The following is a 22,363-nucleotide window of genomic DNA, read 5'->3' as shown; positions in this document are numbered from 1 at the left end:
AACCTCGATTCGGTGGCAGGAGTCGGTATACGCGTCGGCATGGCGACTGGTTCACCGGCATGAAGAAATAAGAGCGCGGGCAGTGCCCGCTCTCTCGTTGATTGATTCAGGCCTCCAGCGCCTGATCCAGATCCGCCAGTATGTCCTCGATGGCTTCGATCCCCACCGACAGCCGGATCATCTCCGGCTTGACCCCGGCCTTTGCCTGTTCGGTTTCGCTCAACTGGCGATGGGTGGTGGAGGCCGGGTGGCAGGCCAGGGACTTGGCATCACCGATGTTGACCAGCCGCTTGAAGATCTTGAGCGCATCGTAGAAGCGAACCCCGGCCTCATAGCCCTCCTTCAAGCCGAACGAGAGGATGGCGGACGGTTTACCGCCCATATACTGCTCGGCGAGGGGGTAGTGGGGGTGGTCGGGCAGACCGGCGTAGCTGACCCAGGCCACCTTGGGGTGATGCTTGAGGTGGTGGGCAACCCGCAGGGCGTTCTCTACATGGCGCTCCATGCGCAGGCTCAGGGTCTCCAGCCCCTGCAACAGCAGGAAGGCGTTCATGGGGGCCAGGGCCGCGCCCGTGTTACGCAGCGGCACGGTACGTACCCGGCCGATGAAGGCGGCCGGGCCAAAGGCCTCGGTATAGACCACCCCATGATAGGAGGGCTCGGGCTGGGTGAGCTGGGGAAAGCGCGCGGCGTGATCCGCCCAGGGGAACTTGCCCGAGTCGACAATGACGCCGCCCAGGGAGTTGCCATGACCGCCCACGTACTTGGTGAGGCTGTGCACCACTATGTCGGCGCCGTGCTCTATGGGCTTGCACAGCACAGGGGTGGCGACCGTGTTGTCGACGATAAGCGGCACGCCACGGGCGTGGGCCACCTTGGCAAACGCCGCCAGATCGACGATGTTGCCCGCCGGATTGCCGATGCTCTCGCAGTAGACCGCCTTGGTTCTGTCGTCGATAAGGGCGGCGATGGCCTCGGCGCTGTCATCCCTGGCGAAGCGCACCTCGACCCCGAAGCTCGGCAGCATATGGGCGAACAGGGTATAGGTGCCGCCATAGAGCTGGGGCGTGGAGACGATGTTGTCACCGGCGGCGGTCAGCGCCTGGATGGCGTAGGTGATGGCGGCGGAACCCGCCGAGACCACCAGACCGGCGATGCCCCCTTCCAGCGCGGCCATCCGCTGCTCCAGCACGTCGTTGGTGGGGTTCATGATGCGGGTGTAGATGTTGCCCGGTACCGCCAGATTGAACAGATCCGCCCCGTGCTGGGCGCTGTCGAACTCGTAGGCCACCGTCTGGTAGATAGGTACGGCCACCGCCTTGGTGGTGGGGTCGCTGGAAAAGCCATGGTGCAGGGCCAGGGTCGCATCTTTCATCACACACTCCTTGTTGGACGTCGTCTGTCGCCGTTCTGGATGGAAGGCTATAGATGGATAGACGTCCAATCTAACAGGGCCGGCGCCGATGTAAACCACCCAATCCGGCAAAGCAATTGCGCCCGCTGGCGAACTGCGCACTCCCTTGCCCTTGAGCAACCGGGGCTGCACTCAGAGGCGGCGACGATACTCCCGATCGTCGATCTGGTGCATGTCCCACTGCATCAGGCGGTTGAGCTGGCTCATGGGAGCCTCGATCAGTGGCAGCGGGCGGGGCAGGATCCGCTTGAAGTAACGACGCAGGGTTTGCTGGATCCGGTTCGGTTTGGGGGCGCTTTGCTGGTTCATGATGATGCTCCTGTGCTGTGGCTCTCATGTTCATCAGCAGTATTGAGCTAAAATACGGAAGTAAAAACTGATAACTTATAGAAACAGGATTTCCTCTTTTATGCCGACCAGTCGCCTCTATCAACAATTTCAACGGCTCGCCCAGCAGCTTGGCTGCGATGAGCGGGAGGCCAGTCTCGCCGAGATAGCGGAGCTGCTCTGCTGCACCCCGCGCAACGCCCGCCTGCTGCTGCGGCGGATGCAGGATCAGGGCTGGCTGAGCTGGTCGGCCGAGGCGGGCAGGGGACGCCGCTCCCGGCTGGTGCTGCTCGACAGCCAGGAGAGCCTGACCCGCCGTCGGCTGCGGGATCTGCTGAGTCAGGGCCAGCTCGCCCAGGCGGTACGGCTGGCGGAGGGGCGGCTGGATTTGCTCACCCCGCTGCTTATCGAACACCTTGGTCAGGCCACCCGGGAGGGACGCCAGATCCTGCGGGTGCCCTACTATCGTCCGCTGCCCCAGCTGCTGCCCACGGATCCGCTGCGCCGCTCCGAAATTCACCTGAGTCGGCAGATCTTCAACGGCCTGACCCGGCGAAATGAGGAAAATGGGGAAATCGAGGGAGATCTCGCCCACCACTGGGAGTGTCTGGGCCCCTGCCACTGGCGCTTCTATCTGAGGCCGGCGGTGCGCTTTCACCACGGCCGCGAGCTGGGGGTGGAAGATGTGATGGAGAGCCTGCTGGCCCTGCGCGATCGCCCGCTGTTCGCCCATCTGGCAAGGCTGGAGAGCCCCTGGCCGCGCACCCTGGACTTGCATCTCGACAGCCCGGATCCTCTGCTGCCTCATCTGCTGGCGGAGCCGGTGGCGGCCATCTTGCCCCGCGAGCTCAAGGGGGAGGCGGGTTTTGCCCTGCAGCCGGTCGGTACCGGCCCCTACAAGGTGACCGCCAACGATCCCCTGCATCTTTGTCTGGAAGCCTTCGACGACTATTTCGGGCTGCGCGCCCTGCTCGACGAGATCGACATCTGGATGCTGCCGGAGCTGGCGGAGCGACTGGAGAGCCATCTGCAATTGGGGCGCGACAGCCCGGAGCTGGGCACCATGCGCGGCGAGTCCGAGCTCGAATCCGGCTGCTACTTCCTGCTGCAGGACGGCAGATCCGGATCCTTGCAGGATCCCGCCCTGCGCCAGTGGCTGGCCCACCTGCTCAACCCCATCGCCCTGATGGCGCGGGTCGCCCCCGAGTTGCAGCGAGGCTGGACCAGCGCACTGGGCCTCTTGCCCCACTGGCGCGAGGCGTTGCCTGCGTCATTGCCAACGCCGGAGCAACTGCCGACGCGGCTGGTGCTGGCCTGTTTCAACCAGCATCTGGAGTTCAACGAGTGCGCCAATGCCATGGCCAGCCTGCTGGCAGAGCAGGGCATCCGGCTGGAGGTGCGCACCCTGGATTACGGCCGCTGGGTGAGCGGGGTGGATGAGGATGTGGATCTCTGGCTCGGCACCTTGAACCTGGAGCATGAGCACGCCTTCGCCCCCTACGCCTGGTTGCTGGGCACCCCCTTGCTGCGCCAGGTGTGGGCATGTCAGGAGCCCCTGTGGCAGGGCCTGATGCAATGGCGTGCCAGCGGTGAGGAACCAGGCCCGCGGGCCTTGCTGGCCCGGGTGCAGCGCCAGGGCTGGTTTGCGCCCCTGTTCCACCATTGGCTGGAGTTGGAGAGCCGGGTCGGCGTGCACGGGGTGCGCATGACGGCGCTCGGCTGGTTCGATTTTCGTAGCGCCTGGCTGCGGCCCGAGCTGGCGAATTCACCCGCCGAGGGGGAGATTGCTCCCTAGTCAAAAGAGCCTGCTTTTGACGCAGCCCTCTCCTGGCTACGACGCTGTGGCGCAAAAAGCCAGGAAGGGGTGAGGGGATCACAGAAGGGATCATTCTCATGTGCCATGCTGATTCTGGTTATGGAACGCAGCGCAAGTGAGGAAAATGATGAGCAACAATTCAGAAAATTCCCGAGGAAAATGTCCGGTCATGCACGGAGGCAGCACGACGACCGAGACGGCCAACATGGAGTGGTGGCCGAAGAGCCTTAACTTCGACATCCTCCATCAGCACGATACCAAGACCAACCCCCTCGGGTCCGACTTTGATTATCGGGAAGAGCTGAAGACCCTGGACGTGGACGCCCTCAAGCAGGATCTGCTGGCCCTGATGACCGACAGCCAGGAGTGGTGGCCGGCAGACTGGGGGCACTATGGCGGCCTGATGATCCGCATGGCCTGGCATGCCGCAGGCACCTATCGCATCGCCGATGGTCGTGGTGGTGGCGGCACCGGCAATCAGCGCTTCGCTCCCCTCAACTCCTGGCCCGATAACGCCAACCTGGACAAGGCGCGGCGCCTGCTGTGGCCTATCAAGCAGAAATATGGCAACAAGATAAGCTGGGCCGATCTCATCATGCTGGCTGGCACTATTGCCTATGAGTCCATGGGGCTCAAGACATTCGGTTTCGGTTTTGGTCGCCAGGATATCTGGCATCCGGAGAAGGATATCTATTGGGGGGCTGAAAAGGAGTGGCTGGCGCCCAGCGACAATCCCAACAGCCGCTACTCGGGGGTACGAGACCTCGATAACCCGCTGGCGGCGGTAATGATGGGGCTCATTTACGTCAACCCCGAAGGGGTGGATGGCAATCCGGATCCGCAGAAAACCGCCCAGGATATCCGTGTCACCTTCGCCCGCATGGCGATGAATGATGAGGAGACGGTGGCCCTGACGGCGGGGGGGCACACCGTCGGCAAGACCCACGGCAATGGCAGTGCCAAGCTGCTTGGTCCGGAGCCGGAAGGCGCAGAGCTTGAGGACCAGGGGCTCGGCTGGCTCAACAAGACTAGCAGAGGCATCGGCCGCGATACGGTCACCAGCGGCATAGAGGGGGCCTGGACGACGCAGCCGACGCGCTGGGACAATGGTTACTTCGACATGCTGTTTGGTCACGAATGGACCCTAACCAAGAGCCCGGCAGGGGCCTGGCAGTGGATACCTATCGACATCAAGGAAGAGGACAAGCCGGTCGATGTGGAGGATCCCTCGATCCGCTGCATGCCCATCATGACTGACGCCGACATGGCCATGAAGGTGGATCCCGAGTATCGCAAGATAGCCGAGCGTTTTCGCGATGACCCGGCCTACTTCTCGGACACCTTTGCCTGTGCCTGGTTCAAGCTGACTCACAGAGACCTGGGGCCGAAGGCGCGCTATTTGGGGCCTGATGTACCGACAGAGGATCTCATCTGGCAGGATCCTGTGCCTGCGGGCCGCAGTGGTTACGATGTGTCGGCCCTCAAGGAGACGATCCGCAACAGTGGCCTCACCATCGGCGAGATGGTCGCCACCGCCTGGGACAGTGCCCGCACTTTCCGTGGCTCGGATCTGCGCGGTGGTGCCAACGGTGCCCGTATCCGCCTGGCGCCCCAGAACGAGTGGGAGGGCAACGAGCCCGCCCGGCTGGCCAAGGTGCTCAAGGTGCTGGAGCCCATCGCCGCAGCCAGCAAGGTGAGTCTGGCCGATGTGATAGTGCTGGCGGGCAATGTGGGCATCGAGTTGGCGGCCAAGGCGGCCGGGGTGCCGGTGACGGTGCCCTTCTACCCTGGTCGCGGCGATGCCAGTGAGCAGATGACGGACGTCGATTCCTTCGAACCCCTTGAACCCCTCCATGATGGTTATCGCAACTGGCTGAAGCAGGACTACCTCGTCAGTGCCGAGGAGCTGATGCTGGATCGTACCCAGCTGATGGGGCTGACTGCTCATGAGATGACGGTGCTGGTCGGGGGGATGCGGGTGCTTGGCACCAACCATGGCGGTACCAAGCACGGGGTCTTTACCGAGCGTGAAGGGAGCTTGACCAACGACTACTTCGTCAACCTGACCGACATGGCCAATCTCTGGCACCCCACCAGCAAGCAGTTCTACGAGGTGCGCGATCGCAAGAGCGGCAAGGTGAAGTGGACGGCGACCCGGATAGATCTGGTGTTTGGCTCCAATTCGGTGCTGCGTGCCTATGCCGAGGTATATGCCCAGCACGACGGCAGAGAGAAGTTTGTGGGTGATTTCGTCGCGGCCTGGAACAAGGTGATGAATGCGGATCGCTTCGACCTGATGAGCTAGATTCGACCTCGATGCCCCGCACACCACCCTGTGCGGGGCATTTTTTTGTCTGCCAGATAACCTGGATATGGTACAGCGACCTCCTCTGGCCAGGGGCATCCCTGTCCTTTGGGGGGGGATATCGGGTAACATTCTGTCAGCCGATCCTGGCCAGCCGCCAGCTCATCCACCGACAAGGAGTCACCCATGCTGGAAATGCAGATCCTCCCCCGTTTTCAGGAGACGGATGCCCTGGGGCATATCAATAATACGGTGCCGGCGGTCTGGTTCGAATCGGCGCGGGATCCCCTGTTTCGCCTTTTCTCCCCCGAACTGGATGTCCATGACTGGCACCTGATCATCGCGGGCTATACGGTGCAGTTCAAACGGGAGCTGTTCTACGGTCAGCCAGTGCTTGTCAAGACGGGGGTAAGCCGCATCGGCAGCAGCTCTTTCACCCTCTGGCAAGAAGCTTGGCAGGGGGGCGAACTAGCGGTGACCGGGGAGACGACCCTGATCCATTTTGACTACCAGACTCGCCAGTCCGTGGTGCTTAGCGAAGCGCAGCGGGATGGGCTCAGAGGCTGGTTACTCGAGCGTTAACCTTGGCCTTTGGCCAATCACAGGAAATCTATGCGCAAGATCCTCATCGCCCTGACCTTGGGGTTAGGTTCACTGCCCGCTCTGGCGGCTTCTCTCGCACAACAGTTCGCCCTGATGGACCAAGGAGCACAAAGTGCCCTGGATACCCGATTGTTCAGTCACGATGGGGTCGAGATCCAAGCCTGGATTGATGGACCTCCCGTCATCATCGCCGTGCCCATTCGCAACGAGCAAGGCAAGTCGGTCGGCGAGAGCCGCTACTACTTCAAGGGCGGCAAGCTGTTTGGGGTCAAGGAGCCCGAGGCCCAATTTGGCTTTGATGAACAAGGTGCTCTGACCCAGTGGCTGGACGCCAAAGGTGAATCGGCCGAGTTCGTCAGCAAGATGAGCATGCAGCAGCGTGAGGCCTGGTTGGGCAAACGTGCCGCCGAGTTGGCTGCTCTCTTTGCCTTGAGTCCAGGGGAGCAGCGCCTGGCCAAAGGAGATGCCGGCATCAAGCTCAAGGGGGCGGAACTCGCTCACTGGCTGTGCAACGACAAGCTGATGGCCCTGACCGGTGGGGACAAGGTGACCTCGGAGAAAGCGGGACTCAAGGTGAGCGAAGAGCGGGTGGAGGGGGCTGTCAATCTGCGTCTCGACACGGGCTGGCAGCCGCTTTCCCTGCGCTGTGATCTGCAGGCTCAGCGAGTCACACGCCTTACCTGGCAGCCCTTGCCCGGTGCCAACAAGCCGCAATGATGGTGGCTGCCTCCCAGCAGTGGTGGTGCCCTGTTTCGCACCGGTAGCGCAATAACGAAGGGGCCCAAGGGCCCCTTCGTTATTGCGCGGGTAGCTGCTCTTGGCGCAGCCGGGTGAGAGCCGCGACCCGGCGCCACTGGGTCTCGGGAAACCATAATGCCAGCAACTGCTGATGCGCCTGGGGATCCTGGCTCGTCATGGTCGCCAGCTCAGCCAGATAGCCATCGAGTTGATGTTCGAAGTGCTGCGTATCCTGGGCCAGTTGCTGCAATCGGCCCTGTGCCTCAGGACCGACCCGCTCCAGCATGGCGAGGCGCCGGGCCTCGGGGGTAAGGCGCGCCATGCGCTGCAGGTCGCTTATCAGTCGGCCATTGGCCTCAGCCTCCTGAAACCAGCCCGGCTGCTCGGCAAGCCAGTTGTCGAGGGCCTCGCCAAGGGCCAGCTGCTCGCCGGGGCTGGCTTCGGCAAACTCCTTGCGTCTGAGGGTCCACTGCTCCATCAATCGCTCTTCACCAAACAAGCCGGACTGCTCCAGGGCATCGAAGTTGCGTTGGCGCAGCTGTTCGCGGGAGTCGAATAGCTGGATCAGGCTGGCGAGATCCGGGGCCTGGGGCAGCGCCAGCCTTGCCTCTTGCTGGAGAAAGCCCTGATAGCGCCTCAGCAGGGGATCCTCGATGGGTTGGCCGCTGGCGAGGCGATCGACCAGCTGTTGGCGCAGGCTGGATGGGTCGAGCACCGGGGCGTCTGGCTTATCCTGCCGCTGGTTCAGCCAATAACCGAGCAGGCCGAGCAACAGGCTGACCACCGCCAGAGTCAGCACGCCGGTATTGGTTTTCACAGTCCCATCTCCTTGAGGCGGTTGGCGTGCTGACGGTAGAGGCTGACCGGGTCAGTCTCAAACAGGTGATGGATCCCAAAGGACTGGTTCACCTCATCGAGATGATTCATCCGGTAGTGGGTGCCAATCACCTTGCCGAGGTGACTGCTGCAGACTCCCACCAGACCATCATTGGCCTCGCTGAAGAAGGTGCCGGTGAGCACCAGAGCTGGATCCACGGGATCCAGGATATTGGTCAGGTTGCCGCGTCCACTCCAGGAGAAGTAGTAGACACCGTTCTCGGCTTGCAGTGGTCCCTCGCCACAATATTGATGCGGCAGCCCCTCAGGGTAGGCGGCGTTGAAGCGGGCCGCCCCGGCACTGGTGAGCGCATCCAGGGCCTTGAGCGGGTCCTGAGGCAGGTTGCTGCCGCCGGACAGCAGGGAGATAACCCCGGACAGCGCGGAGGCGGCGGAGGCCGCAAGTGCTTCTCCCGCCGAGCCGGGAATGACCTGCATCCGTACTTTGTCAGCAATCTCTGAGCCGAAGTTGACGCCACCGACGCTGGTGGCCGAGGCGACCAGTTCGGGGGCGACCGAGGCCACGTAGCGAATGGTGGGACCACCGTGCGAATGACCGATGAGATTCACCTTGTCGGCCCCGGTCACTGCCAGTACTTGCTGAACCTGTGCCAGCAACTGCTCGCCACGCAGTTCCGAGCTGGCGGTGGCAGAGACCTGGGCGACGTACACCTTGGCGCCATCGCGCCCGAGGGCCTGGGGTATCCCGTAGAAGTAATCCACCCCCAGCAGTTTGTCGAAGCCAAACAGGCCATGGACCAGCACTATGGGGTAACGGGTCTGGGTATAGCCGCTCGCCTGGCCCAGCATGGGCAGGGTACAGAGCAGCAATAGCAACCATCTCTTCATATCAGCATCCTTGTTGATAGGGTCATGGGACACGCCAGGCATCATGCCAGCCCCGACAGCATGGCTGCCGATGTGCAGCCCTGCTGTGCAGGGGATCACTAAACGGCCAGCCTCGGTCGCGGCTCCCCCATATGGGGTTGGCCGGGTCTGCTTGTTTCCTGCTGATTAATATGAAATGATAATTAATATCATTCAATGTTTGGCGTGGATGGATCACAGAGATGGCGAGACAGGATCCCATGGCCCAGTGGCGGCAACATACCCGGCTGGCGAATCACCACTTTACCGAGGGCAATCACCTGGCGGCATTGCCCGGTTACCGGCAGGCATTGCTCCTGGCCGAGCAGCAGTTGCTGCGCTGGCAGGATGCCGATGAAGTGGTTGCCGCACTTGTCGTCGCTTGTCACAACCTGGCCGATCTGATGATGGCGATGGGTGAGGATTCGAATGCCGCCACCTTGCTCTGTCAGGCTCATCAATGCCTGCTGCAGCTATCCCACTCATCTCACTGTCGCAACGCACTCCGGGTGGCCGCTCTCAACCACAGTCGGTACACCCAGATGGAGCTGCTCTCTTTTCTGCGTAAACGGGGACCCAACGTCGCCATTCAAACCTGCCTCGACCAGTGCCATTGCCAGGAAGGCGTCTCCCACACGCTGCATTGATCGCCCATTACTCACTCCCAAGGAGTTGCTATGAACCATGTCCTGCCCGTTCTGACCTATGCCTATGATGCACTTGAGCCCCATCTGGATGCGCTCACCATGGAGATCCACCACAGCCGCCACCATCAGACCTATGTCAACGGCCTCAACGCCGCCCTGGCCGCCGCGCCAGCATGGGCTCAGACCCCCCTTGAGCAGTTGCTGCGCGGCATTGACAGCCTGCCCGTCAGCCTGCAAGGGGCGGTGCGCAATCATGGCGGTGGTCACGCCAACCACAGCCTGTTCTGGCAGGTGATGAGTCCCCAGGGGGGCGGTCTGCCAGAGGGGGAGCTGTTGATGGCCATCGAACGGGATCTGGGCGGCTTTGAAGCCTTCACAGGGTTGTTTACCCAAGCCGCCCTGACCCGGTTTGGCAGCGGCTGGGCTTGGTTGGTGGTCACCCCGGCTGGCAAGCTGCAGGTCGAAAGCAGCGCCAACCAGGACAGCCCGCTGATGCAGGGATTGACCCCAATCCTGGGTCTGGATGTGTGGGAACATGCCTATTACCTCAAGTACCAGAACAAACGTCCGGATTACATCGCCGCCTTCTATGAGGTAATTGACTGGACGCAGGTGGCGCGCAATTATCGGCAGGCACTGCGTTAAGCAGAGAGCCGCCAAATCAGATTGGAGCCCATACCGAAAGACCCGCCAAGGCGGGTCTTTCTCTTGCTAGCTGACGGCATTGAGTCGAATCAATCGGCCAGAGTCGCACTCGCCGCCGAAGGTGGCAGCAGCACCTGTTCACCGCTGGCCAGGGGTTCGGTCGGCAGCGGCAGGCAGGGTTGGCTCAACCCCAGGGTACTGAGCGGGCGACAGGGGATGGGCTCGCCAATATTGACCGGCTGGCCAAGGAATTTGGGACCCTTGTCGAGAATATAAAGATCGAGCAGTCCCATCAGCCGGGCGAAGACTTCGCGCACTCGGGTTCTGATGCCCTGATAGGCACTGGGATCCGCGGCGTTGAAGCCAACAGCCTCTATGCCGAAGTGGCGGGCGATGAAGATGGCCCGCTCATTATGAAAGGCTTGGGAGACCACGGTAAAGCGCTCCTGACCGAACACCTCCTTGGCGCGGACCATGGAGTCCAGGGTGCGAAAGCCGGCGTAATCGCTGTAGATGGCATTGGCGGGAATGCCCGCCTTGATCAAGGCGCGGCGCATCTGGCGCGGCTCGTTGTACTGCAAGGTAGCGTTGTCGCCTGAGACCAGGATGTAGTCCACCTTGCCGCTGTTGTAGAGGGTGCTCGCCGCCTTGATCCTGGTCTGGAAATATTGGTTGGTGCCACCGCCGACCAGATACTTGGAGGTGCCGAGCACCAGGGCCACCTTGTTATAGGGCACCTTGTCGACGTCATCATAGGTGTAGTGACGGCTCTCGGACACGGCCCACTCCCCATAAACCAGTAGCAGGGCGGCAGAGCCCAGCAACAGGCAGAAGCAGATGAGCAGTATCTTGCTGAACTTCGTCATGGGCGGTCAGAGTCTGGCTTGAGAGTGAAACAGCGTGGTCGCCATTCTATTACATCTTGGTTGCCCCCGTCATGGGCAATGGCCTCATTCGATAGGGAACCAGCCTGTACCTGTCGCAGCACTTAGCTCCTAACCCTTTGATTGAGTACAAATCTGATGCAAAGGGGCGGCCGTGGCCGCCCCTTGTCACCCCCGTCTCGTCCTCAGTGGGAGGAGTCGTTGGCCTTGCACTCGTCGGAGTCCTTGTTGGCCTCCCACCAGGGCAGCAGATCGCGGCCGAGCCACTGCTGGTAGGCCTCGCTGTCGTTTGCTATCAGGCTGTCGAGTTCGGCTTCGAAGGCGCTCATCGCCTGCTGCTGGTCCGGGTTGCGCAGGGCCTGGGCCATGGCCAGCCAGCTGGCGCCACGGCCGGTCTCGCTGAGGAAGCGGTGCACCGTATAGGACCAGGAGTAGACCAGCTCGCCACCCTTGTCGTAATCCAGGTGCAGTATGTCGGCCAGGGTCGGGCGATCGCTTGCCGGGCGACCGGCGACGTTGTCCATGCCACGGGCGAAGCACTGACCGTGGGCGACGAACTCCGCCAGTCCTTCCGCCCACCAGGTGGTGCGATTGAGCGGGTAGTGACCGAAGCTGCCGTACTGGTTGAAGCGGCCATCCAGATAGTGCACATACTCGTGACGCAGGTTCCACACCTGGAAGGCGGGGCGCTTCCACTCGGCCTCATAGGCGAAGAAGCGGGCCTGATTGCCGGGGCGGGCCGGATCTCCTTCGATGTAGATGCCGCCGTTGTCGGTGGAGACACCGCCAAACAGGGCGCCGCCGTAGCGTTTCCAGTCGGCGGAGGAGTTGAAGATCACCAGCTCCAGTGCCTCGTTGTGGTCATCCGCCACCGGCTGCCAACCGGTTTCCAGCTGCTGATGGAACTGCTGCTCCTCAGCGCCCAGCTCGCGGCAGATGCCGTCGGCCTGATCCTGGCTCAGCTCCTGGGCCCGCAGGCGCAGGGTCGGCGAGCAGGTGTGCTCGAACGGCAGCACATCCTCCAGCCGTATCGGGGTGCAAAGACCGGCAAAGTCGCCGCTGATGCAGGCCTCACTGGTGCGATCCGTGTAGGTCAGATAGTAGGTGGAGAGGGTCAGTGACATCTCTTCCAGCAGATCCTGGCTCTGCTGGCCACCCGGGATCAGGTTGTGATGACGGATGAGGTCGATGACTGAACCATCCAGCAGGGTGCGATAGTTTTCGCTCTCGCCCGGGCGGGTATAGCGGGCGATCCGATAGAGGCGGGTGTAGGCATCCAGCACATTGTTGAGCAGGAACAGATCCTTGCCATCCCGTCCTTGCCACAGCGACAGCTCGCTCATGCCGAGGGCGTGCAGCTGTTTGCGCAGCTCACCATCCTGCTGGCGGAAATCGGCGGCGAAGACATCGCTATGGTCGCTGGCGAAGTCGAGGAAGTTGAGCAGATCGAACAGACCCGTTGCCCAGGCATGCTGACCATTGATCTCGCTGGCGTGGCGGGTGCTGTAAGCCAGCATCTGGTTGAACTGGCCGAGCAGGGTACCAAAGCGGCTCTGCACCGCCGGGCTCTTGAACTGGCCATGCAGGGCGATACTCCAGGCCCCCATGACGGCTCCCACCTCATCGCTGGCCTGCTCCGGATAGAGCAGCGGATGGGCACCGAGCGCAGTCAGGGCTTCAGCCAGTGCCTCGGCGGCGGCCGGGCCATCTTCCTTGTGCTTGCCGTAGTTGTGATAGTTGTGGGCACGCACATATTCGAGCAACAGCTTCATGGCCGGATGGGCGGGCTGATTGGCCGCCAGCAGACTCTGCATGCCCCGTGACACGGCCAGCAGCTTGGTGTCATCGTGGCCATAGTTTTCCTGCCAGACGGGAGCGGGCTGACCGCTGGCGTCCTGCACTATCCTGGCGGCATCGGCATCCAGCAGATCCGTGCCTGGTTGCTCCGGCTCGGAGCAGGGGCGGCCATCGGCGCGACGGCAGTCGAGCTGCTCCTCCTTGCTGGCCAGCACTATGGGGCGATTGAGCACCCGGCTCTCTTGCCACTCGTCGGTTTCCGGCAGTGTCTGCCATTCGCTGCCACCGACCGGGTATTGATAGCCGGTGTCTTTCAGTACTACCTGCACCTCGCTGCCGGCGGGCAGGGTCTGGCGGCAAACCCGATAGCTGATGGTCTTGTCCCCTTCCTGGCGGGTCTGGGGTTCATCGCACTCCTGCTGGGTTTTGGTTTCGTCCAGCTGCCAGCTGTACTGGCGCCAGACGTGCAGCTCGCGGACCTGGCTGGCGGCCTGACTGCCTGGCAGGGGTTGCAGGCGGAAGAAGATCTGCTCGAGGCGGCCGTCCCGCTCGTTGGGGGTCTCCTCCAGCACGCTAAGCTGTTGCCAGTCTTGGGGCTGGTACTGCCAAAGCTGCTCGGCGCAGCGGCCTTGGGCGTTGAGCTCGCAGCGATCCAGCACCTGCTCGCTGTGACCCAGGATGATGCGCTCGGCCAGCGGCAGATGATCCTGGCGCGGTGCGGTCGGGGTGCCGGTCAATGGCTCCCAGCGGCCCTGCTCCAGGCCGTAGCCATAGTCATAGCTGCTGGCCGGGATGGCTTTGCCTGCCGGCACCACCTGCTCGCAGCTGAGGTAACGGATCTGCCAGCCCTGCTCAATCCTGAGCTGCGGCTCGCCGCACTGTTGTTCTGCCTGCGGGGTCAGGTCGGCATCGCGCCAGTCGAAGCGGCGGTAGACGCGCAGTTGCTGATAGGGAGCATCGTCATTGCGGGCGCTGAGCTCGTAGGTCACTTCGGTGACGCGATCGCTCAGCTGGCGGCTCGATTCACCGCTCAGCCGGTACTGTTGCCAGTCGGTGGGGGAGTAATTGGCCAGCGCCGGAGTGGCGAGCAGGCCTGGCGCTGCCAGAAGCAGCAACCTTGTACCCAGATAGTTCATTGTTATTCCTTTGAGCGCTTGTCTGCGAGGTTGTCGCGGGCAATGTATAGAGTTTCAAAGGAGTATCAACTGGCCATCTTGGTCTTATAAATCATGTATTTAATCTGGTGAATAATAAAACCAGCCCCATAAGGGGCTGGCGTGATAGCAAGGACTCAGCGCCATTTGGGGGGCTAGGTGTCCAGGCTCCGGGCGAGCAGAGCACGGGAGGGTTTCAGGCTGCCAGCCAGATCGGGCCAGGGTTGCCAGAGATCCGGCACCATGAAGCCGGGTAGTGACTGCCGGATCCAGGCCGCCAACTCGGGATAGGGCACAGCTTCCCCATGCCAGTCGATGAAGGCGGCGGGGCGCTGTCCCCACTCGTCATCGGAGATCGGCACCACCAGTGCCTGCGCCACGGCGGGGTGATCCACCAGTCGTTGCTCTATGGTTTCGGGCTGAATGTTCTCCCCCCCGGAGATAAACAGATTGTCGAGGCGTCCCTCCACCACCAGCTCGCCGCTGGCGGTGAAATGACCCTTGTCACGGGTGTGGAACCAGCCGTCCTCGTCCAGCGGTCGCTCCAGGGCGCCATCCTTGAAATAACCGGCAAACAGGGTATCGCCGCGCACGCAGATTTCCGCTTGCTGGATGCAGACCTCCCGTCCCGGCAGTGGCAAGCCGACCACGCCGGCGGCGGCAGGCTGGCCGGTGCAGACCTGGCTGCCCATCTCGGAGAGGCCATAGCTCACCTTGGGGGTAAGCCCCATGGCCGCAAGGCGCGCAACCAGTGGCTGAGAAATGGCGGCGCCCCCGAGCAGCAGCTCGCGCAAGCGGGTACGCGTGGGGTTCAAGCCCTGGGCCAGCAGCCGCCAGAGCTGGGTCGGCACCAGGGAGAGGTGGGTGATGGGCAGGCGTTCGAGGCGATCCTTGAGGGGTTGGCTGCGATCGTCCAGTACCAGGCTGGCCCCGGCCAGAAAGACCCGGAACAGGATGGCGTAACCGCCGACATGAAACAGCGGCAGGGAGAGCAGCCAGCCGCACGTCTGATCCAGCGGGATCCGGGCGGCTGAGCCCCGGGCCGAGGCCAGATGGTTGGCAAGGCGATGCACCACGGCTTTCGGTGCGCCGCTGGAGCCCGAGGTGAGGATCATATTGCTGAGCCGGGCAGGATCCAGTGGCCAGGCGTCATCGGTTGCCGTCAGTTCGGTGCTGAATGCGAGCCGCAGTGGCCGCCAAGGTCCGGTCGGGATCTCGTCGCTCGACCAGAAGGCCGCCACGTCCAGTTGTTGCGCCAGTGCGGCCTGTCTGGTCGCCGGAAATGCGGGGTTTAACGGGCAGAAGAGAATGCCGCTGCGCAGGCAGGCCCAGGCCAGCAAGACGTCTTCCAGGGCGCCGCGTACCACGGCGGCCAGACGGTCGCCGCTCTGCAAGCCGGCCCCTTCCAGTTGCAGGCAGAGGCTGTTTAGCCGCGCATCCAGCTGCCGGTAGTTGAGTGGGCTTGCGGCGTGGATGGCGATCCGCAGGGGGGTGGTGTGTGCCCAGTGGCGTACCGGGCAGGCTTCCAGGTGGGCGTGATGGTCAGATGTCGGCAGCATGAAAGCCCCTTCAGTCACGGTGAAACAGGGGCTCCAGCAGGGCAGGGTCGGGCTCGCCATCCGCACCCAGCAGATCGCTGGCCAGCCAGCGTCTGGTATCCAGGCCCGGGGCCTGATCGGGCGCCCACTCCGCGGCGAGGCGGGCGAGCTGGCCGAGGCCGACCCCGGACTCGAAGCAAGATGAGACGATCACTTTCAGGCGCAGTTCACGGGCCCTGGCCACCAGCGCCTCGCTGTTGGCCAGGGCGCCGAGCAGCATGGGCTTGAGCACCAGGGCCTTGAGCTGCGGGATCGGTTCCCAAGGCTTGCCCTGGGCCAGCAGCTCGTCCAGGGCCACCGGCATGCCGGTACGGTTTGCCACGAAGGCGATGTCGTCAAAGTTGGCGCAGGGATCTTCCAGGTATTCGATGCGGGTTGGGTCCAGATGGCCGCAAAAAGCCCAGGCCTCCTCGCGGGTCCAGCCCTGGTTGGCATCCAGCACGAGATGGAGATTGGGACGCCGGTCGAGCAGCAGGCGGATCAGCGCCAGTTCGTCGCGCATGGGATAGCGAGCCACCTTCAGCTTGGCTTTGGCTGGCGTCTGGTGCAGCCACTCTTTCCAATGTTTGAGCAGATCCTGGGGGGCGCCCTGGATCAGCGGATAGGGCTCGGGCAGCGGCTTGTCCTGCGCGGGCCAGAGGCGGCGTGCGCAATCAAAACCGAACTGTACCGACGGCAGGCGTGGCGCCGGAGTCTCTCCCCGGGCCAGCCTCTCGAGGCAGGTTTTGGCCTCCGCTTCGGCCTCGGCCAGAGACTCCTGGGAGAAGCCGGGCAGGGGGGCTATCTCGCCCCAACCATGGGGGGTGCGCAGCAACAGGCCCTGGCGCACCGACTCGACCCGGCCGTGGAAGCTCAGCGGCTGAGTGAAGGGAAGCTGGTAGCGGTACAGGGCATATTTCATCAGGGGTTGCGCTTGTATTTGGAGAAGTCGGGGCGGCGTTTCTCGTTGAAGGCGTTGCGACCCTCCTGACCCTCTTCGGTCATGTAGAACAGCATGGTGGCATTGCCCGCCAGCTCCTGCAGACCGGCCTGACCGTCGCAGTCGGCGTTGAGGGCCGCTTTCAGGCAGCGCAGCGCCATCGGGCTGTTTTGCAGCATCTCCCGGCACCAGCGCACGGTTTCGCGTTCCAGGTCCGCCAGAGGCACCACTGTGTTGACCAGCCCCATGTCGAGGGCTTGTTGGGCATCGTACATGCGGCACAGGAACCAGATCTCGCGGGCCTTCTTCTGGCCGACGATGCGGGCCATGTAGGAGGCTCCCCAGCCGCCATCGAAGGAGCCGACTTTCGGACCCGTCTGGCCGAACTGGGCATTGTCTGCCGCGACGGTCAAATCGCACATCATGTGCAGCACATGGCCGCCGCCGACCGCATAGCCGGCCACCATGGCGACCACGGGTTTGGGGCAGGTGCGGATGTCGCGCTGGAAGTCGAGCACATTGAGGTGATGGGTGCCCTCATCATCTTGATATCCACCGTAGTCGCCCCGGATCTTCTGGTCGCCACCGGCGCAAAATGCCTGCTCGCCGAAGCCGGTCAAGATGATGGTGCCGACATGATCGTCGTAACGGGCATCGGCCAGGGCCTGCAGCATCTCCTTGACGGTGCGGGGACGGAAGGCGTTGCGCACTTGCGGACGATTGATGGTGATCTTGGCGATGCCATCGCCGGATTTGTGATAGAGGATGTCCTCGTAACCGGCAGAGCAATCCTGCCACTCCACGGGGGCATAGAGCTCCGCTTCTGTCATTGCTTCAATCATCTGTGCTCTCTTCTCGTTGTTGTCCTGCCCATACCCTCAGGATCCGGGCAAATTGCACGGGTTGGCTGGCGTGCAGATTATGGCCGCCATCCAGCGTCAAGTGTCTGATTTTGGGGTTCTTGCTCCCCAGCTGGCAAGCCAGATCATGAAATTTCCGATCCCGTCGGCCGGAGACATAAATCACTGGCAGCAAGGTGGCGGCGAGCCAGGGGGCGAGATCCGGCTGGCGGCCCAGGGAGCTGGCTCTGAGCATGGCGGCGACGGCGTGGCCATCATTGCCGAGCCGTCTGGCCAGTTGCCGCTCTCTTTGCTCTTCATCGAGATCCGCAAACACCCCCTGCTGGTACCAGTCGGCAAGGACCTCAGCCAGCGGTTCACTCTCAAAGCGCCTGGCCCAGGCTTCGTCATGGGCAAGGCGAGCCTCTCGCTCGGCCAGGGGCAGGCCCGGGTGGCAGTTTTCCAGCAGCAGCCCATGCAGCCCGGCCGGTGCCTGGCTGGCGTGATAAAGGGCGAGGCGCCCTCCGAGGGAGTAGCCCGCCAGCCGGTAACGGGAGATACCTCTCGCCCGCAGCGCATCGCACAACCACTGATCAGCCTGCTCGAAGCCGTTCACCCCGAGCCCCCGGTTGCTCCCATGGCCGGGCAAGTCCAGTGCAATCATCCCGATCTCCGGCAGGGCATCCATGACCGGCCGCCAGTCATGGCCATCGCCGAGCAGCCCATGGAGCAGGACCAGCGGCACCTCGGCGGACAGCGGCTCAGTGGCCACGGATCTGTACGCCCAGAGCATGGAGATCCTCGGCCACTTCGCGGCTCGGCACCTTGATTTCAATCAGGGTTACTTTCTTTTCCGGCCCGGGGCTTGCCAGGGCCTCGCGGTAGGTCTGCTCGAACTGGGCCAGGGTCGCCGGGGCTTGATAACCGAGGCCGAACATGGCGGCGGCCTGCGCAAAATCCAGGCCGTGGGGCAGGCAGTAGTAGCTCTCCAGCAGCTCGCCCTTGGGCACGGGTAGCAGGCGGAAGATGCTGCCGCCGTCGTTGTTGAGAATGATCACCACCAGGGGGGCGATCGCCTTGGTGAGCAGCGCAAGGCTGTTGAGATCGTGCAGGGCGCTGAGATCGCCGATAAGCAGGGTCGTGGCCTGGGGGCTGGTTTGGGCAAAGCCGAAGGCGGTGGCGATCAGGCCGTCGATGCCGGAGGCGCCGCGATTGGTCATCACCCGGCTCGGGCCCTTGCCCGGCTCTCCGAGCATGTCCATCAAGCGGGCTGGCATGCTGTTGCCCACAAAGAGCTGTCCCTCGATGAGGGCGCCCAGACGGTGGCAGACCCCGAGTTCGGAGAAGCGATTGCAGGCGGTGGCTATCTTCAGGCTGCTGGCGCGCTGCACGTCGTGCAAGTGGTGCCAGGGAGTATTGCCCGAGGGTTGCGTGTGCGCGGCCAGGAAAGCGCCGGGCGTACAGAGCAGGCGGCGGCGCAGCCGGTAGTCGGGATCGAGCCGGGCCGGTTGGGAGTCGATGAGCCAGTAATCCTGCCAGGGATGGCTCTTGATGAACTGACCGAGCCGCTTGGAGATGAGGCGGGCGCCAAATTGCAGCAGTACCTCGGCCCGGGCCAGCTCGGCGCGAAAATGGTCATCTTGCAGGGCCAGATCATGGTGACCGAGATTGCGGCCATCGAAGTGGAGCTGGCTTTGCAGATCCGCCAATAGCGGCCAGCCGAGCCGCTCGCTCAGGGCTGCGATGGCGCTGGCTTGCTCGGGGTCCTCGATGCGACCGGCGACGATGATGCCTCGCTTGGTACTCAATTCAGACCAATCCGGCTGGGCCGGGCAGGGAGCCAGGTCGCTCTGCCAGGGGCTCCAGGCTTGCGCCGAGTGCAGCCAGTCTCCGAGCGGAGCCAGATAATCGCTGAAATCGAGATACTCATCCCCCGGATAGAGGGGCTCTGGATACATGCAGTTGAAGTGCACCGGCCCCGGGGTCAGCGCCTGTCTGGCCAGGGCTTGATCCACAGAGCTCAGCACGAAGGCGGCGGGGATGGTCGGGCTTGGGCTCGGCAGATTCTGCTGATAGACGGGGTAGCGGGCGAAGATGCCCTGCTGATCTATGGCCTGATTGGCACCATTGTCGATGAGTTCGGGGGGGCGATCCGCCGTCAGCAGTATCAGGGGCACCCCGGTCAGCTGAGCTTCGGCAACCGCAGGCCAGAGATTGGCAACCGCCGTCCCCGAGGTGGTGATGATGGCGACCGGACGGCCACTGCCCTTGGCCAGCCCCAGGGCCATGAAGCCCAGGCCCCGCTCGTCGAAATGCAGGTGACGGCGAAAGCCGGGATGGGCCGCCGCCGCCATGGTCAGGGGCGCCGAGCGTGAACCGGCGGCCAGCGCCAGGTCGCGTACCCCGAGGCGATGGAGCTCCTCCAGCAGGAGGGAGGACCAGACGTGATTGAAGGTGGCATGACGGCTCGCGAACATGAGGCTCTCGCTATGGGGGTTGGTGCTATCCCAGCAGGGACAGGACGTTGGCTATCTTGTTGTCGAGCTCGGCCCACTCGGCGGCAGGTTCTGATCCTGCGACTATGCCTGCCCCGGCGAACAGGGTGACCGCGTGGGGCCTGACAAGGGCGCTGCGGATGGCCACGCTGAATTCCGAGGTCTCCCGGCTCAGCATGCCACAGGCGCCAGCATACCAGCCGCGAGCATGGGGTTCATGGTCGCGGATGAAGCGCAGCGCCGCTTCCCGGGGGGCGCCGCCCACGGCCGGGGTCGGATGCAGGGCCGCCAGCAGTTGCCCGTCGCTTACCTCGGGATGCAATTCGGCCTCGATGTCGCACTTGAGGTGTTGCAGCAGCCGCAATTTCAGCACGCGAGGCTCGGTCAGGCTGGCGTCATGGGTCAGGGGGGCGAGGCGCTGCAATATGTCGGCATGCACCAGACGGTTCTCAAGCCGGTTCTTGCCATCGCCCAGCAGCTCGGCGGCGAGCTGGGCATCCGTCATCTCGTCACCACTGCGGCGTATGGTACCCGCCAGCGCTTCGGTATAGAGATGGCGCTGCTCGCGGCGATAGAGGCGCTCGGGGGAGCAGGCGATGAAGGCCTCGTCTGGTTCGAACTGGAAGCCGAACTGGAAGCACTCCTCGGCCTGCAGGGCCCAGCTTGCCAGCAGGCTCCAGGGGTTGACGCTGGCGCCTTCGAGTCGACTCTCCCGGGAGAGCACCACTTTGGGCGTCAGGGTCTGGAATGCGGGGGCGGTGACCGTTGCCACCAACCGTTGCCACTGGGGGAAATCCGGGCTGTCGTGCCGTTGCCACTGTTGGGGCTGCAGGGATGGCAAGGGGGCCTCGGGCTGCAGGGCCGTCAAGGCGCTGAGGGCGGCGGTTAGCTCGGCCTCCCGGTTACCCTCATCGAACCAGAGGTTGAGGCAGAGGCTGACGCACTCGCCGCGGCGTATCAGCTCAACCCGTGGCAGCACGAAGCGGCAAGGACCGAAGCCCGGCCAGTCGTGCTGCTCGGGATCGAAGGCGAGACCGCCGTAATAGCGTGGGCTCTCGTCCTGATTGCCATGGGCACCGATCTGCTGGATCTGTTCGGGCTCAGTCAGCTCGCGGATGCAGCCCAGGGCCACATACTGGGGTTTGTCATCTCCCCTGGCATGCCAGTAGATGCGTGGATAGAGGGTTTGGGCGTTGAGCCAGCCGAGGAAGGAGTCCACCTCCATTGCCACGCGCACTCTCACCAAGCCGCAGGCCTTGTCGTGACGCAGGGCGTCCAGTTGTTGCTTGATATGGGTCTGAGCCAACATGGATTTCGTATCCGAGCCTTGGGGTAGCGGTCTAATGGGCGGTGCAGGCCGCGGGTTTATGCCAAAGGGCGATTATTCCTATATATTATCTGCCCATTCGTCCATGTAAATTGCCCAAGGGAGCCCGGCTCCCAGGCTGGCAAGTATACCCAAATCCGTTTCGATAACCCTTAACACGATCAATATCTGATTGTTTGGCCACCAAAATATGACAAAAACCTTCTCTGTGTGGTTGCTGGCGGCGCGTTTGCGAACCCTGCCCCTGGCCTGCTCATCCATCTTGCTGGGGTCGGGTCTGGCTGCCAGTCGCGGCGCCTTCGATGGCGGCATCATGGCGCTCTCGCTGCTGACCGCCATCTTGCTGCAGATCCTCTCCAACCTGGCCAACGACTACGGGGATGCCGTCTCCGGCGCCGACAATGGTGAGCGGATCGGCCCCCAGCGCGCCGTGGTCTCCGGTCTTATCAGTCGTCATCAGATGTGCCTGGCCATGGGGCTGACCGCCCTGGCTGCGGTAGTGAGCGGCCTCGCCCTGTTGATCACTGTCTTCGGCGAGCAGTGGCTGCAGATCCTCGCCTTCGTCGGTCTGGGCGGCGCCGCCATCATTGCGGCCATCACCTACACGGTCGGCAAGACGCCCTATGGCTATCGCGGCTTCGGTGACATCTCGGTGTTTCTCTTCTTCGGCCTGCTGGGGGTGCTCGGCTCCTACTATCTGTTCACCCAGACCCTGGAGTGGGATCTGTTGCTGCCCGCCGCCGCCTGCGGCTTGCTGGCCACCGCTGTGCTCAACATCAACAACGTGCGCGACATAGAGACGGATGCCGCCAGCGGCAAGATAACCCTGGCGGTGCGGCTTGGCCGCAATCGCGCCATTGCCTATCACTGGGCCCTGCTGGGGGCGGCGCTGCTGGCCACCGTCGCCTTCCTGCTGACCCAGCCGACCGGCTTCTGGCCCTGGATCTTCCTGCCGGCGCTCAAGCCGCTGACCGATGCCGCCCGTACCCTGCGCCAGAGCCATGATGGCGAGGTGCTGACCGGCGCCCTCAAGAAGACGGCCATCAGCGCCTTTCTCTACAGTTTGCTGCTCTCCCTGGGACTGGCCCTCTCCTGAGGGATGTGCCCGCCAT

Annotated in this window: 19 protein-coding genes; 7 read left to right on the top strand and 12 right to left on the bottom strand. The window is 63.3% G+C overall.

Features of this window, described 5'->3' with window-relative positions; all coding sequences use genetic code 11:
- Window positions 1–106 precede the first annotated feature (106 nt).
- Together ACSMDR_RS10365 and ACSMDR_RS10360 are read right to left on the bottom strand one after the other, a co-directional pair.
- Window positions 107–1,375, bottom strand: coding sequence for an O-acetylhomoserine aminocarboxypropyltransferase/cysteine synthase family protein (locus tag ACSMDR_RS10365; protein ID WP_436468132.1), 1,269 nt, complete (start codon window positions 1,373–1,375; stop codon window positions 107–109).
- A gap of 171 nt (window positions 1,376–1,546) precedes the next feature.
- Window positions 1,547–1,723 (bottom strand): hypothetical protein, encoded by a 177-nt coding sequence (locus ACSMDR_RS10360; RefSeq protein ID WP_005899776.1) that lies wholly within the window; start codon window positions 1,721–1,723, stop codon window positions 1,547–1,549.
- A 100-nt stretch (window positions 1,724–1,823) separates the two neighbouring features.
- Here ACSMDR_RS10360 and sgrR point away from each other — a divergent pair, with 100 nt between their 5' ends.
- From sgrR to ACSMDR_RS10340, 4 genes are all read left to right on the top strand, one after another.
- A complete protein-coding gene (gene sgrR, locus ACSMDR_RS10355) occupies window positions 1,824–3,536 on the top strand; it encodes an HTH-type transcriptional regulator SgrR (RefSeq protein WP_436468131.1) in 1,713 nt (570 codons plus the stop codon).
- Between the two features lie 148 nt (window positions 3,537–3,684).
- Window positions 3,685–5,862, top strand: a complete 2,178-nt coding sequence (gene katG, locus ACSMDR_RS10350; RefSeq protein ID WP_436468130.1) for a catalase/peroxidase HPI — start codon at window positions 3,685–3,687, stop codon at window positions 5,860–5,862.
- Window positions 5,863–6,048: 186 nt separating this feature from the next.
- Entirely contained in the window at window positions 6,049–6,444 is a 396-nt protein-coding gene (locus ACSMDR_RS10345; protein ID WP_005899770.1) for an acyl-CoA thioesterase, read from the top strand.
- 30 nt (window positions 6,445–6,474) lie between these two features.
- Window positions 6,475–7,182, top strand: coding sequence for a hypothetical protein (locus tag ACSMDR_RS10340; protein ID WP_436468129.1), 708 nt, complete (start codon window positions 6,475–6,477; stop codon window positions 7,180–7,182).
- A 79-nt stretch (window positions 7,183–7,261) separates the two neighbouring features.
- On the opposite strand, the gene ACSMDR_RS10335 is transcribed toward ACSMDR_RS10340, so the two are convergent.
- Both ACSMDR_RS10335 and ACSMDR_RS10330 read right to left on the bottom strand, forming a co-directional pair.
- Window positions 7,262–8,020: a lipase secretion chaperone gene (locus ACSMDR_RS10335; RefSeq protein ID WP_436468128.1), complete on the bottom strand. Its 759-nt coding sequence runs from the start codon at window positions 8,018–8,020 to the stop codon at window positions 7,262–7,264.
- Window positions 8,017–8,928 (bottom strand): lipase family alpha/beta hydrolase, encoded by a 912-nt coding sequence (locus ACSMDR_RS10330; RefSeq protein WP_436468127.1) that lies wholly within the window; start codon window positions 8,926–8,928, stop codon window positions 8,017–8,019. The genes ACSMDR_RS10335 and ACSMDR_RS10330 overlap by 4 nt, the downstream gene beginning before the upstream one ends.
- A 221-nt stretch (window positions 8,929–9,149) precedes the next feature.
- Here ACSMDR_RS10330 and ACSMDR_RS10325 point away from each other — a divergent pair, with 221 nt between their 5' ends.
- A complete protein-coding gene (locus ACSMDR_RS10325) occupies window positions 9,150–9,593 on the top strand; it encodes a DUF2753 family protein (protein ID WP_436468126.1) in 444 nt (147 codons plus the stop codon).
- A gap of 30 nt (window positions 9,594–9,623) precedes the next feature.
- Entirely contained in the window at window positions 9,624–10,238 is a 615-nt protein-coding gene (locus ACSMDR_RS10320; protein WP_436468125.1) for a superoxide dismutase, read from the top strand.
- 89 nt (window positions 10,239–10,327) lie between these two features.
- Here ACSMDR_RS10320 and ACSMDR_RS10315 read toward each other — a convergent pair whose 3' ends face one another.
- From ACSMDR_RS10315 to ACSMDR_RS10280, 8 genes are all read right to left on the bottom strand, one after another.
- Entirely contained in the window at window positions 10,328–11,104 is a 777-nt protein-coding gene (locus ACSMDR_RS10315) for a SanA/YdcF family protein (RefSeq protein ID WP_005899759.1), read from the bottom strand.
- Between the two features lie 203 nt (window positions 11,105–11,307).
- Complete coding sequence (locus ACSMDR_RS10310; RefSeq protein WP_436468124.1) at window positions 11,308–14,055, bottom strand: collagenase; 2,748 nt, start codon at window positions 14,053–14,055, stop codon at window positions 11,308–11,310.
- A 173-nt stretch (window positions 14,056–14,228) separates the two neighbouring features.
- On the bottom strand, window positions 14,229–15,632 hold the full coding sequence (locus ACSMDR_RS10305; RefSeq protein ID WP_436468123.1) for an AMP-binding protein: 1,404 nt from the start codon (window positions 15,630–15,632) through the stop codon (window positions 14,229–14,231).
- Between the two features lie 10 nt (window positions 15,633–15,642).
- A complete protein-coding gene (menC, locus tag ACSMDR_RS10300; RefSeq protein ID WP_436468122.1) occupies window positions 15,643–16,572 on the bottom strand; it encodes an o-succinylbenzoate synthase in 930 nt (309 codons plus the stop codon).
- Entirely contained in the window at window positions 16,572–17,432 is an 861-nt protein-coding gene (gene menB, locus ACSMDR_RS10295; RefSeq protein WP_005899750.1) for a 1,4-dihydroxy-2-naphthoyl-CoA synthase, read from the bottom strand. The genes menC and menB overlap by 1 nt, the downstream gene beginning before the upstream one ends.
- On the bottom strand, window positions 17,425–18,222 hold the full coding sequence (gene menH / locus ACSMDR_RS10290) for a 2-succinyl-6-hydroxy-2,4-cyclohexadiene-1-carboxylate synthase (protein WP_436468121.1): 798 nt from the start codon (window positions 18,220–18,222) through the stop codon (window positions 17,425–17,427). Before menH ends, menB begins: the two co-directional genes overlap by 8 nt.
- Window positions 18,191–19,906 (bottom strand): 2-succinyl-5-enolpyruvyl-6-hydroxy-3-cyclohexene-1-carboxylic-acid synthase, encoded by a 1,716-nt coding sequence (gene menD, locus ACSMDR_RS10285; RefSeq protein WP_436468120.1) that lies wholly within the window; start codon window positions 19,904–19,906, stop codon window positions 18,191–18,193. Before menD ends, menH begins: the two co-directional genes overlap by 32 nt.
- Window positions 19,907–19,931: 25 nt before the next feature.
- Window positions 19,932–21,233, bottom strand: coding sequence for an isochorismate synthase (locus ACSMDR_RS10280; RefSeq protein ID WP_436468119.1), 1,302 nt, complete (start codon window positions 21,231–21,233; stop codon window positions 19,932–19,934).
- A gap of 208 nt (window positions 21,234–21,441) precedes the next feature.
- Between ACSMDR_RS10280 and ACSMDR_RS10275 the strand changes: the two genes are divergently transcribed.
- A complete protein-coding gene (locus ACSMDR_RS10275; RefSeq protein ID WP_436468118.1) occupies window positions 21,442–22,347 on the top strand; it encodes a 1,4-dihydroxy-2-naphthoate polyprenyltransferase in 906 nt (301 codons plus the stop codon).
- The last annotated feature ends 16 nt before the right edge of the window (window positions 22,348–22,363 follow it).

It is taken from the genome of Aeromonas molluscorum (genome assembly GCF_051376105.1).
Classification (GTDB): Bacteria; Pseudomonadota; Gammaproteobacteria; order Enterobacterales; family Aeromonadaceae; genus Aeromonas; species Aeromonas molluscorum.
Note: the sequence above shows the minus strand (reverse complement) of the source record. Positions and strands in the feature narration are given on the sequence as shown.